The organism is Bacillus sp. FDAARGOS_527, from assembly GCF_003812125.1.
GTDB classification, from domain to species: domain Bacteria; phylum Bacillota; class Bacilli; order Bacillales; family Bacillaceae_G; genus Bacillus_A; species Bacillus_A paranthracis.
Genome location: NZ_CP033795.1, coordinates 4,181,220 through 4,195,590 on the forward strand (window position 1 = coordinate 4,181,220; position 14,371 = coordinate 4,195,590).

12 protein-coding genes and 1 pseudogene are annotated in these 14,371 nt (G+C 37.9%); all 13 read right to left on the bottom strand.

Annotated features, from left to right (window positions below):
• Positions 1 to 882: an RNase adapter RapZ gene (gene rapZ / locus EGX95_RS24555; protein ID WP_000138457.1), complete on the bottom strand. Its 882-nt coding sequence runs from the start codon at positions 880 to 882 to the stop codon at positions 1 to 3.
• Between the two features lie 20 nt (positions 883 to 902).
• Positions 903 to 1,361 carry an NUDIX hydrolase gene (locus EGX95_RS24560; protein WP_001190080.1) on the bottom strand — a complete coding sequence of 153 codons (459 nt, stop codon included), beginning with the start codon at positions 1,359 to 1,361 and terminating at the stop codon, positions 903 to 905.
• Between the two features lie 228 nt (positions 1,362 to 1,589).
• Positions 1,590 to 2,396, bottom strand: a complete 807-nt coding sequence (locus tag EGX95_RS24565; RefSeq protein WP_000455203.1) for a DUF368 domain-containing protein — start codon at positions 2,394 to 2,396, stop codon at positions 1,590 to 1,592.
• Between the two features lie 165 nt (positions 2,397 to 2,561).
• Entirely contained in the window at positions 2,562 to 3,518 is a 957-nt protein-coding gene (gene trxB, locus EGX95_RS24570; protein ID WP_001288072.1) for a thioredoxin-disulfide reductase, read from the bottom strand.
• An 84-nt stretch (positions 3,519 to 3,602) separates the two neighbouring features.
• Entirely contained in the window at positions 3,603 to 5,114 is a 1,512-nt protein-coding gene (locus tag EGX95_RS24575) for a tetratricopeptide repeat protein (protein WP_000517735.1), read from the bottom strand.
• Positions 5,115 to 5,259: 145 nt separating this feature from the next.
• Positions 5,260 to 5,766: an acyltransferase gene (locus tag EGX95_RS24580; protein ID WP_001255080.1), complete on the bottom strand. Its 507-nt coding sequence runs from the start codon at positions 5,764 to 5,766 to the stop codon at positions 5,260 to 5,262.
• A gap of 23 nt (positions 5,767 to 5,789) precedes the next feature.
• Positions 5,790 to 6,440 (bottom strand): pyrophosphatase PpaX, encoded by a 651-nt coding sequence (gene ppaX, locus EGX95_RS24585; RefSeq protein WP_000700963.1) that lies wholly within the window; start codon positions 6,438 to 6,440, stop codon positions 5,790 to 5,792.
• A gap of 67 nt (positions 6,441 to 6,507) precedes the next feature.
• Positions 6,508 to 7,320, bottom strand: a complete 813-nt coding sequence (gene lgt / locus EGX95_RS24590) for a prolipoprotein diacylglyceryl transferase (protein ID WP_000924232.1) — start codon at positions 7,318 to 7,320, stop codon at positions 6,508 to 6,510.
• Positions 7,321 to 7,344: 24 nt separating this feature from the next.
• Positions 7,345 to 8,274 (bottom strand): HPr(Ser) kinase/phosphatase, encoded by a 930-nt coding sequence (gene hprK / locus EGX95_RS24595; protein WP_001127250.1) that lies wholly within the window; start codon positions 8,272 to 8,274, stop codon positions 7,345 to 7,347.
• Positions 8,275 to 8,430: 156 nt separating this feature from the next.
• Positions 8,431 to 8,811, bottom strand: coding sequence for a phage holin family protein (locus EGX95_RS24600; RefSeq protein WP_001267308.1), 381 nt, complete (start codon positions 8,809 to 8,811; stop codon positions 8,431 to 8,433).
• Positions 8,812 to 8,923: 112 nt separating this feature from the next.
• Positions 8,924 to 9,305, bottom strand: a pseudogene (locus EGX95_RS24605) (DUF4275 family protein).
• A gap of 58 nt (positions 9,306 to 9,363) precedes the next feature.
• Positions 9,364 to 12,240: an excinuclease ABC subunit UvrA gene (uvrA, locus tag EGX95_RS24610; RefSeq protein ID WP_000045568.1), complete on the bottom strand. Its 2,877-nt coding sequence runs from the start codon at positions 12,238 to 12,240 to the stop codon at positions 9,364 to 9,366.
• Between the two features lie 5 nt (positions 12,241 to 12,245).
• On the bottom strand, positions 12,246 to 14,222 hold the full coding sequence (uvrB, locus tag EGX95_RS24615; protein WP_000441048.1) for an excinuclease ABC subunit B: 1,977 nt from the start codon (positions 14,220 to 14,222) through the stop codon (positions 12,246 to 12,248).
• Positions 14,223 to 14,371 lie beyond the last annotated feature (149 nt).

The window sequence follows — 14,371 nt, forward strand, 5'->3', positions numbered from 1 at the left end:
TTAATGACCCTTTCTCTTCTCCACATCACGATGAGATACATGAACGCTATACTCTGGTTTCAAATGTTTCCCAAGGTATTCTGTAAGCGTAACAGAACGATGCTGTCCACCTGTACATCCAATTGCAATTACAAGTTGACTCTTGCCTTCTCTCTTATAATGAGGCAGCATGAAAGTGATAAGATCAGTCAATTTCTCTAAAAACTTATGCGTCTCATTAAATTTCAGCACATACGATGAAACTTCTTCATCTAGTCCTGTTAATGGCTTCATATGTGGAATGTAATATGGATTTGGTAAAAAACGAACATCAAATACTAAATCTGCATCAATTGGAATACCGTACTTAAATCCAAATGACATAACATTTACACGAAATGCTTGCTCAGTTTCAGTTGAAAATAGGTGAACAATTTTTTCACGTAATTCTTTCGGTTTTAAATCAGATGTATCAAGCACAATATTCGCGCGTGCCTTCATATCTGTTAATAAATTACGCTCTGCTTCGATTCCCTTTAACGGCAGACCAGTTGGTGCAAGTGGATGCGAGCGTCTCGTTTCTTTATAACGAGTTACAAGTGTGCTATCTTTCGCATCTAAGAATAAAATATGAGGAATAATCCATGTACGTTCTGATAAATCATCAAGCGCTTCCCATAAATGTTCGAAAAACTCTCGGCCACGTAAATCAATACCAAGTGCTACTTTATTCATTTTTCCTTTTGAATCCGCCATAAGCTCAATAAACTTTGGCAATAACATCGGTGGTAAATTATCCACACAGAAATATCCTAAATCTTCAAAACTTTGTAAAGCTACTGTCTTTCCAGCTCCAGACATCCCTGTAATAATTACCATTTTTATATCATTATTCTCTGTCATCGTATCCTCTCCTTGACGGTTTAACTCGGATCTAATCGATATGAAAGCAACTCAAAATCTGGGGTATATACAAATGTACCGTAGATTATGCCATTTCCTTTAATTAAATAATCAATAATGTGATAATCTCCTGGTGCCATTGCTAAATCATCAATTTTATCAAATGTATGCCAACCAATGATGCCTTCTTCGCTCTCTAGTTTGTTTTCTCCTGCAAAATCTGTCGCTAAAAAGGAGAACATCATCCATTCAGAAACAACTTTATCACCTTCTTGGATGACAAAGGTGAAGACCCCCTTTAACGCTGGGTTCTTTAAATAAATACCTGTTTCTTCACGATACTCGCGAACAACGGAATCTCTTACCGTCTCACCACGCTCCATTTTCCCGCCTGGTGCAACCCACCAATTCCGGCGAGGTTTTTGGAGTAAGAGTACTTCATTATCTCTAATTAACACACAGTTTGTCACTCTTTGCATGTTTCTTCACCTCAGCTACTTGCAGCAAATTTCTCACTGCATACTCATTTCATTATACTATCAAAAACAGTTTGCTACAACGAAGGAGCCAGTCCTCTTCCGCTAAGCATATGCTACTCAACAATTTTAAAAAAGCTTTCTATAACAAGCAATGTAAATGCCTGGACTTTCAATGTATAGCATGAAAAATCCCCTTAACGATTTTTATCGCCAAGGGGATTAAAGCCGTTATTTCTTACCGAAATAAGTAACAATCGCAAATCCTAAAATAAAGGTAATAATTGAACTTATAATTGAAAACCCTCCAGTTGGAATACCAGGGAACACAATTACAATCGAACCGATAACTAGTCCAATAATTGCCGCAAATGTCATACTTTTATAACGATCTAATAAGAAGCTAATTCCTTTACTACTTACAACAAACCCTACCATAACACCAGCACCAATAACTGCAATTAAAGGTAAGTTGAGTGTCGTTAAAGCATTAATTGCTGTCGGATACACACCAATAATTAATAAAATAAACGATCCACTAATTCCAGGAAGTAACATAGCCATACTAGCCATCCATCCTGCGAAAAATAAACCAATTGCATTTAAAATTGTTAACGTTGTAATTGGATCTGCTGTCTTATCTGGTTTAAAGAAAGCTGTGATGGCAACAAGAATTGCTGCAACTATTAATAAAACAATGTGCTTACCTTTAAACGACGACTTTGCATCAGCTTCTCTCATTAACATCGGCAATATACTAATAATTAAACCGAGGAAGAAAAATTGAGTCGGTTCATAATGATTTGCAAGTAAATATTTAATAACGTGACTTAACGTTAAAAACGCTGCTGCCACACCAGCTGCAAGTGGAATTAAAAATCCTAAATGTTTTTTCCATTCACGACTAAAGAATCCACTAATTGCCGCAAGCAATTGTTCATAAATCCCTAACACAACAGCGATTGTACCGCCGCTCACACCAGGAATTAAATCACTAACGCCCATACAAAATCCACGATATATATTACGCCATTCCATACTGAATAAATTCCTCATTTCTTATAGTGATTTTTTCCGTAAAGTCCAGTATATCAATAAGAAAGCTTATAATCCCAATATTTTTTGACAAAACTTTGACATTTTCACACAAAAAAAGAAGAAAGCTCCTATCGGTAGCTTTCTTCTCAAAAGGTATGTTATCCCTTATTTTTCTGATACAGTTTTTAGTTCCTCTAATAATTCTTCTACGTAATGTTGTGCACTTTGTGCTGCAATACTACCGTCACCTGTTGCAGTTACAATTTGACGTAGCATTTTTTCGCGAACATCACCTGCTGCGAAAATACCAGGAACTTTCGTTTCCATACGCTCGTTTGTTTCAAGGTAACCATTTTCATTTGTAATACCTAGTTCAACAAATGGTTTTGATAGTGGTAACATACCGATGTATACGAATACGCCGTCAGTTTTGACTTCTTTCTCTTCTCCACTGTTTACATCTACAAGTGTTACACTTCCTACTTTACCATTTGCTTCGTTAATTTCTTTTATCGTGTGGTTCCAAATGAAGTCTACTTTTTCATTTTGGAAAGCACGATCTTGTAAAATTTTCTGTGCACGAAGTGTGTCACGACGGTGAACGATCGTTACTTTTGATGCGAAACGTGTTAAGAACACACCCTCTTCAACAGCAGAATCTCCGCCACCAATAACTACAAGTTCTTTACCTTTAAAGAATGCGCCATCACATACCGCACAATATGATACACCGCGGCCGCCAAGTTCTGTTTCACCTGGTACACCAATTTTTTTATACTCTGCACCACTTGCAACGATAATTGCACGTGCTTTATATTCTTTTTTACCAGCAATAATTGTTTTGTATTCTTTACCATCGATGACTTCTTTCACATCACCGTATGCATATTCAGCACCAAATTTCTTCGCATGCTCAAACATTTTATTTGATAAGTCTGGTCCTAAAATGGACTCATAACCTGGGTAGTTTTCTACATCTTCTGTATTTGCCATTTGTCCGCCTGGAATACCACGCTCAAGCATTAATGTGCTCAAATTCGCACGAGATGTATATACTGCAGCTGTCATACCAGCTGGTCCTGCACCAATAATAATGACATCATAAATTTTTTCTTCCGACACACTATTCACTCCTATCCATTCCTACACAATTAAGTTACCCTCATTATACTGTTCGCATCATTTTTTTCCCAATGATTTGCTTATCTATGTGTGCGTACGCTTAACAGCTTGCACATACTTTCGAACAGTCGCTACAGATACATTATACACATCTCCGAGCTCCGACTGTGTCATCTTATTTCCTTGTTCACTGCGTACGATATATTCAACCGCAGCTGACCAGCCGTATACATTTGTAAAAACTGCCCCAGATGTATATAAACGTATGAACGTACAAAACCAAAATTGTAAACACTCTTCGATTAATTCATCATCTTTTTTCGTATAATTGTATAAAGCATCCGCGATTCGCGCGCACTGTTCAAATTGCTGTAAATCAGCTGGAATACTCTTATGGCTATTCAGTAAAAAGAAATACTTTGCAAGTTGCGATACGATCGGAACACCATTCTTCGCCTGCGTTACATCAAAGAAGAATCCAACCTTCTCTGGCGTTGATAATTCATTCATTAAATATAAAGCTAGCATTTGTTCCTCTAGCGTCGCACTTTGCTGAAATGATTTTCGTAATTCTTCAAATAACACGTTTTGTCCTTCATCCGCTAAATTCAATGCATTCCACGGTTCTTTTCCCTTTTTATCAGGGTGCAATTCTACAACATGTTGCCACATTTTTTCAGCTACTTGCTGATCTTTCACCATATACGCAGAATATGCAAACCAATAATAAAAACTAACGTCTCCTTCGTATCCTTGACGCTTTAATAATTTGAACCATTTATATGCAGGCTCGAAATGACCAATTGTTGCAAGTGTCGTCCCAAGTTTCAAACGATGTTCAAACGAAATCGGATATACCGAAACTAACTGTCCTGCTAACGCCTCTACTTGTTTATGCTCTCCAATTGAATATAGAAAAATAAGCGTATTACAAAGCGCATGTATATTACCTGGATTTTTCTCTAAAATCATTTCCGTTAATTTCAGTGCCTTATCTACATTACCAGATTGAAAATGCGCAATAGCTAAATTATTATGCCCCGACCAAAATTCCGGATAGTCTTTCGTAACAATTTCTAATGTAGCAATTGCTTCTTCCAATTGTCCGTTACGAATATAACGATTGGCTTCTTCCTGCATAACAATTAAATCATCTTCATCCTCAATCTCTTCCGCACCCATCGCTTCTTCTTCCATAATTTCAAGTAATTCTAATGTATCTTCTACGAATTCCTTCTCTTCTGCAACTTCTAAATAGCGATCCGCATACTTCTTCGCCTGCTGAAATAGCCCCATATACGCATAATTATTTGCAATAAAATAATAACACTGTTCAAGTTCTGGATTAGATCTAACAAGCTTAAAGAAGGTTTGATTTGACTCTTGATATTCACCAGCCTCAGATAATACTGTTGCTAATTGACATAAAATAAACGGCTCCTTCTCACTTTGTGCCGCTCTTCGAAAATATTTAATTGCATCTTGCAATTTTTGTCCTTTGTAAGCCCTCATCCCTTTTTTATAAAAGAAGTCCGCTAATTGATTAAAAGAGATAACTTGTCCGTTCTCCTTATATATTCTTTGATTTTTCCCCATATATCCTCCAGTTTTTTGTTTTCTTCGTTCACACATTCTTCTATCTATAAGTATAAACGATTCCGTAAAAAACAAAACAGTATATTATACTCAATTATTTCCTTTTTATTCATTAAAAAAGAAGAGAAATGTTACATTTTTAGCATCAACCTTCTCTAGCATCCATTTCTTCTTTTGTATAAATAACACGCATTGGATTTCCACCTACGAAAGCACCACTCGGTACATCTCTATGAACAAGTGTGCCAGCTGAAACAATTGCGCCATCTCCAATTTTCACACCCGGTAATATCGTTGTATTCGCTCCAATCATCACTTCATTTCCTACGATGATCTCTCCGAGTCGATATTCACGAATTAAATATTCATGTGCTAAAAGCGTTGTATTATAGCCGATAATCGAATTTTCTCCCACAGTTATCTTTTCCGGGAACATAATGTCCGGCATTACCATAAGCGCAAACGATGTTTTCTTTCCTACTTTCATCCGCAAAAATGTGCGGTATAACCAATTCTTGACCGATAAAAAAGGTGTATAACGTGCAATTTGGATAATCATAAAGTTTTTCATTACCTTCCAAAAAGACACTGTTTTATACACATTCCATAATGAATTTTCTCCTGAAACAGGATAGCGCGTTGTCCGTCGCACTTCACTCGCTCCTCTACTTATCTTTACGAACGATTCATGTCGGACAAAATCGGCAATAAATCACTCATTTTATCTAGCATAAAGTCTGGCTTGTAAGCCTCTAAATACGCTCTACCTTTCAATGTCCATGAAACCGCAGCTGTTTTCGTACCTGCATTTTGTCCACCAACAATATCATGATGATTATCCCCAACCATCAATGCTTCTTCTGGTTTCGCATCTAATAACTGAAGCGCTTTTTGAAGTGGCTCTGGATGTGGTTTCACATGCTCTACATCATCAATTGTTACGACAACATCAAAGAACTCATCAAGCTTTGATAGCTTTAGGCCCATCTCAACGGTTTGTCTCGCTTTCGTTGTAACAATACCAACTTTATAACCTTGTTTCTTCAACTCTTGAACTGTTTCATATACAGTTTCATATTCTTCCACTAGTTCATCATGATGATCATGGTTAAATTGACGATAACTCGTAATTAACTCTTCAACCTTACTTTCATCAATCTTACTGAAAGTATCATGCAAAGATGGACCGATAAATGGCAATACATCTTCACGCTTATATTGATCTGGATAATATGTATTTAAAGTATGTAAAAAAGAAGAAATAATAAGTTCGTTTGTATTAATTAACGTTCCATCTAAATCAAATAACACTGTATTTATTTTCATTGCCTTAGTCCTTTCTCTTTCCTGAATATGAAAGAAGCAGCATCTTATAATAAGATGCTACTTTTCTCTAATTTTCTAAATATCTTTTATCAGCTTGCCCCATTTTTCGTCTCACAATAATGAAAATAATAGAAATAACAACAAGTCCAATTGACATTACTTGTGCAATACGAAGTGGTCCTAGCATTAAACTATCTGTACGCAACCCTTCTACGAAGAAGCGTCCTACTGAATACCAAATTAAATATGTGAAGAATAATTCCCCACGGCGCAAGTTCACTTTTCGTAATGCGAGTAATAAAATGACACCTGCAAAATTCCATAATGATTCATATAAAAACGTCGGGTGATAGTAAACACCATCAATATACATTTGATTAATAATGAAATCCGGTAAATGAAGGCCTTCTAAAAACTGTCTCGTTACTTCATCACCATGCGCCTCTTGGTTCATAAAGTTTCCCCATCGGCCAATTGCTTGTCCTAGTAAAATACTTGGTGCAGCAATATCTGCCAACTTCCAGAATGAAACCCCACGGCGTTTTGCAAAAAGAATTCCCGTAATAACAGCCCCGATTAAACCACCATGAATCGCCAAGCCACCTTGACGAATATTAATAATTTGACTCGGGTTTTGCGCGTAATATTCCCATTCAAAAATAACATAGTACATTCTCGCAAATAGAATAGCGATCGGTACTGCAATTAATACAAGGTCAACAAATGTATCTTTTGGAATACCTAGCCTTTCTCCTTCACGAGTTGCTAGCCAAAGACCTAATAGCACACCTGTACCGATAATAATCCCGTACCAATAAACAGGAAACGGTCCAAGTTGGATAGCTACGCGGTCAAGCTGTGGTACAGAACCTAACAGCATATGTATGACCTCCCTCTCCAATGTTTACTCCTGATTTCCTAACTCAATCGCACTCATTAATCGTTCTGAGAACTGCTGTGCTGCATTGACTCCCATACGTTTTAAACGGAAGTTCATCGCTGCCACTTCAATAATAACAGCTAAGTTTCGACCAGGACGAACTGGAAGTGTAATCTTCGTAAGTTCTGTATCAATAATCTTCATCTTCTCTTCATCAAGACCTAAGCGATCATAATTTTTCTTTTGATCCCAAATTTCAAGGTTAATAACAAGTGTAATACGCTTATAATTTCGCACTGCCCCTGCACCGAATAACGTCATAACGTTAATAATGCCTAGACCACGAATTTCTAATAAATGCTCAATTAAATCTGGCGAGCTTCCAACTAACATGTCTTCATCTTCTTGGCGAATTTCTACACTATCATCCGCAACAAGGCGATGACCACGTTTTACAAGCTCAAGAGCTGTCTCACTTTTACCGACACCACTTTGTCCTGTAATTAAAACACCAACGCCGTAAATATCTACTAACACACCATGAACAGCTGTTGTTGGTGCTAACTTACCTTCTAAATAATTTGTTAAACGACTTGATAATCTCGTTGTCGTTTGAGAAGAGCGTAATAAAGGCATGCCCGATTCACGCGATGCTTGCAGCAACTCATCTGGTACATCTTGATTACGAGTTACAATAATACATGGCGTCTCCTCAGTACAAAGCGCTTTCATTCTCTCTTGTTTTTGCTCTGACGTTAACGTGTCAAAGAACGTCAGCTCCGTCTTTCCAAGAAGCTGCACGCGATCAGCTGGATAATATGTAAAAAATCCTGCCATTTCAATACCAGGTCGTGATAAATCACTTGTGTCAATCGGACGATGAATTCCTTCTTCACCACTTATTAACTCCAATTGAAATTGTTCAATTAAATCTTTTGTCCTTACTTTCGGCATATGTATAAACCTCCACTCCGCTGCGGGTTCAGTCTCATTTGATGTAAAATTCCATTCTACCGGATATTGTACCATTTTTTTCTGGAAACAAGAAATACGGTTTCTAATAAATAGAAAAAAACATTTCATACACATCATGAAATGTTTTTCTTTTTGTCATTTTCTCTTTTTTTCATATAAAGGTTCCACAATTGCCTTTTCAATAATCATATTAAAAATTGAAATACAAATTGCCGCAACGATCGCTACACCAAACCCTGATATATTAAATGCATCTCCTAATAATGAATCTGCTATTTTTAACGTAATCGCATTAATAACAATTAAGAAGAATCCGAAAGTTACAACCGTAATTGGTAGCGTAATTAAAATTAAAAACGGTTTTACGAACACATTTAAAACAGCCAAAATAATACTCGCAATAATTGCAGTTTGTATATTTGCTACGTAAAACGCGTCTGGTGCAATCCCTTTTAAAAGTCCCGATACAGCGATTAACACAACGCTATTTACAAGAAGTGATACAATCCATCTCATTTTCTTACACATCCTTTTAAACATATATATTTCATCATACGCTAATAGATAATAAACGCAAGTATCATCCAAATACTTATATCAACTTATTCTACTCTTCATGCTTGTATACCTACCAACATCTCTTTGCGAAATAAGGCCCACACCATCTATGCTCATGCGTTTTCACAAAGGTCCAAGTGAAATCTTTATCTACAATATAAATATCACCTTTATACATATCGTCCCCCTCACACAATATATCCTCCATATGTAATAAACTCGCATCTTTTATTAACAGTACCTCATCACAATGTTGATAGAATATGTAGCAATCCTTTTTCACTTCATTATGAAACGCGTTTTCCGCTTCTTCTCCCTCTAAACACTTCTTTTTCCTCATCACTTACATGATTTGCAAAGTTATCCTCCCAGTGCTTGCGAAAACATACACCCCAACTTTGAAACTCTCTCACCTTCATATTTTTCTTTCTTAAAACATCTATAAACTCCATGTTCTCCCCCTATGAACGAAAAACCGAGTGTCATTGCCACTCGGTTTTTCATAATACCTTATTGTGATAGTTCTACTTCTTTTATCTTCTCTTTCATTCTTGCTTTATCACGATTTAAAATCTCTTTTAAATACTTACCCGTATACGAGCGCTCTTCTTTCACTACTTGCTCTGGCGTTCCGGAAGCAACGATTTGTCCACCTTTGTCTCCGCCCTCCGGTCCAAGGTCAACGATATAATCCGCTGTTTTTATCACATCTAAATTATGTTCAATTACAAGTACCGTCTCACCACTCTCAACAAGACGTTGCAGCACTTCTAGAAGACGTGCAATATCATGCGCATGTAAACCAGTCGTTGGCTCGTCTAAAATGTATAGTGTACGTCCTGTAGAACGACGATGCAATTCAGAAGCTAATTTCACACGCTGTGCTTCACCACCAGATAACGTCGTAGCTGGTTGCCCTAATTTCATATAACCAAGTCCAACATCTACAAGCGTTTGAAGTTTACGCTTAATTTTTGGGATATTAGCAAAGAACTCTACCCCATCTTCAATTGTCATTCCTAATAATTCAGAAATGTTCTTATCTTTATATTTCACTTCTAACGTTTCACGGTTGTAACGTTTACCATGACAAACTTCACACGGCACGTATACATCTGGCAAGAAGTGCATTTCGATTTTAATAATTCCATCACCACGGCACGCTTCACAACGTCCACCTTTTACATTAAAGCTGAAACGCCCTTTTTGATATCCACGCACTTTCGCTTCATTCGTTTGGGCAAACACATCACGAATATCATCGAATACACCTGTATAAGTCGCTGGGTTAGAACGCGGTGTACGACCGATTGGCGATTGATCTATATCGATTACTTTATCTAAATGCTCAAGACCTTTAATCTCTTTATGAGTACCTGGCTTCGCTTTCGCTTTATATAACTTTTGCGCTAACGATTTATATAGTACTTCATTAATCATCGTACTTTTACCAGAACCAGATACACCCGTTACCGCTACAAACGTACCAAGCGGGAATGACATTTTCGCGTTCTTTAAGTTATTCTCCTTTGCACCGACGATTTCCACTTTTCGTCCGTCACCTTTACGTCTTTCAAGTGGAACTGGAATAAACTCTTTACCGCTTAAATACTTACCGGTTAGCGAATTCTCGTCTTGCATCACTTCAGCTGGTGTACCTGCTGATACGACTTGTCCACCGTGAATACCTGCGCCAGGCCCGATATCAAGTAAATAATCAGCTGCCATCATCGTATCTTCATCATGCTCAACAACAATTAACGTATTACCTAAATCACGCATTTCTTGCAATGTACGAATAAGACGATCGTTATCGCGCTGATGCAAACCGATAGAAGGCTCATCAAGAATGTAAAGTACGCCAGTAAGACGAGAACCAATTTGCGTTGCTAAACGAATACGTTGCGCCTCACCACCTGATAAAGTTCCTGCGGCACGACTTAACGTTAAATAATCTAAACCGACGTTCACTAAGAACCCAACGCGCTCCTGAATTTCTCTTAAAATTAAATGAGCAATTTTTTGTTGTTTCTCTGTTAGCTCCACACTTGAGAAGAATTCCTGTACTTCTTGAACAGAATATTTCGTTACATCAGCAATCGTTTTTCCGCCAACGAAAACAGCTAAACTCTCAGGCTTTAAACGTCCACCTTTACACTTCGGACAAGCTTGCTCTGCCATATACTTTTCCATTTGCTCACGAACGTAATCCGAACTCGTTTCACGATAACGACGTTCAATATTTGGAATAACACCTTCAAATAAAATCTCATTTTCCTTTACTTGACCAAATTCATTTACATAGCGGAAATAAACTTTCTCTTCACCGCTCCCGTACAATACTTTATCAAATAAATCTTTCGGTATATCTTTCACAGGCACATCCATATCAACGCCGTAATGATTACATACAGATTGTAAAAGCTGTGGGTAATATTGTGAACTTGTCGGCTCCCAAGGCGCAATCGCATGTTCATTTAATGATAAATCCCAGTTCGGAATAACAAGTTCTAAATCTACCTCTAGCTTTGAGCCAAGTCCATCACAAGAAGGACATGCACCGAACGGACTATTGAATGAGAACATACGCGGTTCTAATTCCCCGATTGAAAAACCACAATGCGGACAAGCATGATGTTCACTAAATAGAAGTTCCTCTTCTCCCATCACATCGATTAACACGCGGCCCCCGCCAAGCTTTAATGCACTTTCAAGAGAATCTGCAAGACGGCTTGCGATCCCTTCTTTTACAACAATACGGTCTATTACAACTTCAATGGAATGCTTCTTATTTTTATCTAACGCAATATCTTCAGACACATCAAGCATTTCACCATCAACACGTACACGAACATATCCTTGCTTCTTAATATCTTCAAGCACTTTCACATGTGCACCTTTACGACCAGAAACGATAGGAGCTAGCACTTGTAATTTCGTACGTTCAGGATATTCAAGGACGCGGTCTACCATCTGCTCTACTGTTTGTGATGTAATTTCAATGCCATGATTCGGACAAATTGGCGTACCAATTCGCGCAAATAATAAACGTAAATAATCATAAATCTCCGTTACCGTTCCAACAGTTGAACGCGGATTACGACTCGTCGTTTTTTGATCAATTGAAATTGCTGGTGACAATCCTTCAATCGTATCTACATCCGGTTTATCCATTTGCCCTAAAAACTGGCGTGCATACGCAGATAACGATTCTACGTATCTACGCTGCCCTTCTGCATAAATCGTATCAAATGCTAATGATGATTTCCCCGAACCAGACAATCCCGTTACAACGACAAGCTGATTTCTCGGAATGGTTACATCAATATTTTTTAAGTTATGTGCTCTAGCACCTTTTACAACGATAAAATCCTTGCTCTTACTCACTCTTTTCACCCTTCCGCTTTTAATTCTAATAGTAAATCTCTTAATTCAGCTGCACGCTCGAAGTCTAACGCTTTTGCTGCTTCTTTCATTTCTGCTTCCATCTTCGCAATTGTCTTTTCACGCTCTTTTTTCGTCATCTTCTTAGCTGGCGTTGCTTCATATGTTTCTGTCTCTTCAGCAGCTGTCGTTGCACGTATCACATCACGCACACCTTTTTGAATCGTTTTCGGCGTAATACCATGCTCTTCATTGTAAGCTTCTTGTATACTGCGACGACGCTTCGTTTCTTCAATCGCAATTCCCATCGATCTCGTTATACGATCTGCGTACATAATAACGCGGCCGTTTTCATTACGTGCTGCACGGCCAATTGTTTGAATTAATGAACGTTCTGAACGCAAGAATCCTTCCTTATCAGCATCTAAAATAGCTACAAGGGATACTTCTGGAATATCTAATCCTTCTCGCAATAAGTTAATACCAACGAGAACATCAAACTTACCAAGGCGAAGATCTCGTATAATTTCAATACGTTCTAACGTTTTCACTTCAGAATGCAGGTAATTCACCTTAATTCCTACATCTTTTAAGTAGTCTGTTAAATCCTCTGACATCTTCTTCGTTAAAGTTGTAATTAATACACGTTCATTTTTTGCAATGCGATCTTGAATTTCTCCTAATAAATCGTCAATTTGTCCTTCAATTGGTCGTATATCAATTGGCGGATCTAAAAGCCCTGTTGGACGAATAATTTGTTCTATTACTTCTGGCGACTGCTCTAATTCATACGGTCCTGGCGTTGCTGAAACGTAAATAACTTGATTCGTTTTCTCTTCAAACTCATCAAATGTGAGCGGCCTATTATCTAAAGCTGATGGAAGACGGAATCCATGATCCACAAGCACTTGCTTACGCGCTTGGTCCCCGTTATACATCGCTCTTACTTGCGGCACTGATACGTGCGACTCATCCATAACAATTAAGAAATCTTCCGGGAAATAGTCTAATAACGTATACGGCGTTGCACCCGCTGGACGAAGTGTTAAATGACGGGAATAGTTTTCAATCCCTGAACAAAAGCCCATCTCGCGCATCATTTCTAAATCATAACGTGTACGCTGCTCTATACGCTGCGCTTCTAACAACTTGCCGTTATCATTTAATTCCTTTAAACGCTCTTCTAGTTCTTTTTCGATATTTTCAATAGCGACCTTCATTTTTTCTTCACGTGTAACGAAGTGAGATGCTGGGAAAATTGCTACATGATCACGTTCTGCTAATACTTCCCCTGTTAACGCATTTACTTCGCGAATACGATCAATCTCATCACCGAAAAACTCAATTCGGATACAATGCTCGTCAAGTGATGCTGGGAAGATTTCAACTACATCTCCGCGCACACGGAATGTACCGCGCTTGAAATCAATATCATTACGCCCATACTGCACATCAACAAGTTCACGAAGCAATTGATTGCGATCCTTCTCCATACCAACTCGAAGTGAAACAACTAACTCGCGGTATTCTTCTGGAGAACCTAAACCATATATACACGAAACACTCGCAACGATAATTACATCATCCCGTTCAAATAATGCAGACGTTGCCGAGTGACGCAATTTATCAATTTCATCATTAATCTGTGCGTCTTTTTCAATAAACGTATCTGTTTGCGGCACATACGCTTCTGGTTGATAATAATCGTAATAACTAACAAAATATTCAACTGCATTATTTGGGAAAAAGTCTTTCAACTCACTATATAACTGTCCTGCTAACGTTTTATTATGAGCCATGACAAGCGTTGGCTTTTGCACTTCTTTAATGACATTTGAAATCGTAAATGTCTTACCCGTTCCTGTCGCTCCAAGCAACACTTGCTTTTTCTTTCCACTATTAATTCCCTCTACAAGCTTCTCTATAGCTACCGGCTGATCACCTTGTGGGGAATACGCTGAGACAATTTCAAATTGACGTTCCAAGAAAATCCGACCTCCTCATAAAAATCTGTATTATTATTTTACCACGAATGCCCATAAAAAACCTAAAAAAACGAACAGATATTCGGTAAAGTTTTCGACAATATATATAGAAAAAGGAAGGAGAGTACACTTCCTTCCTTATCAAATCT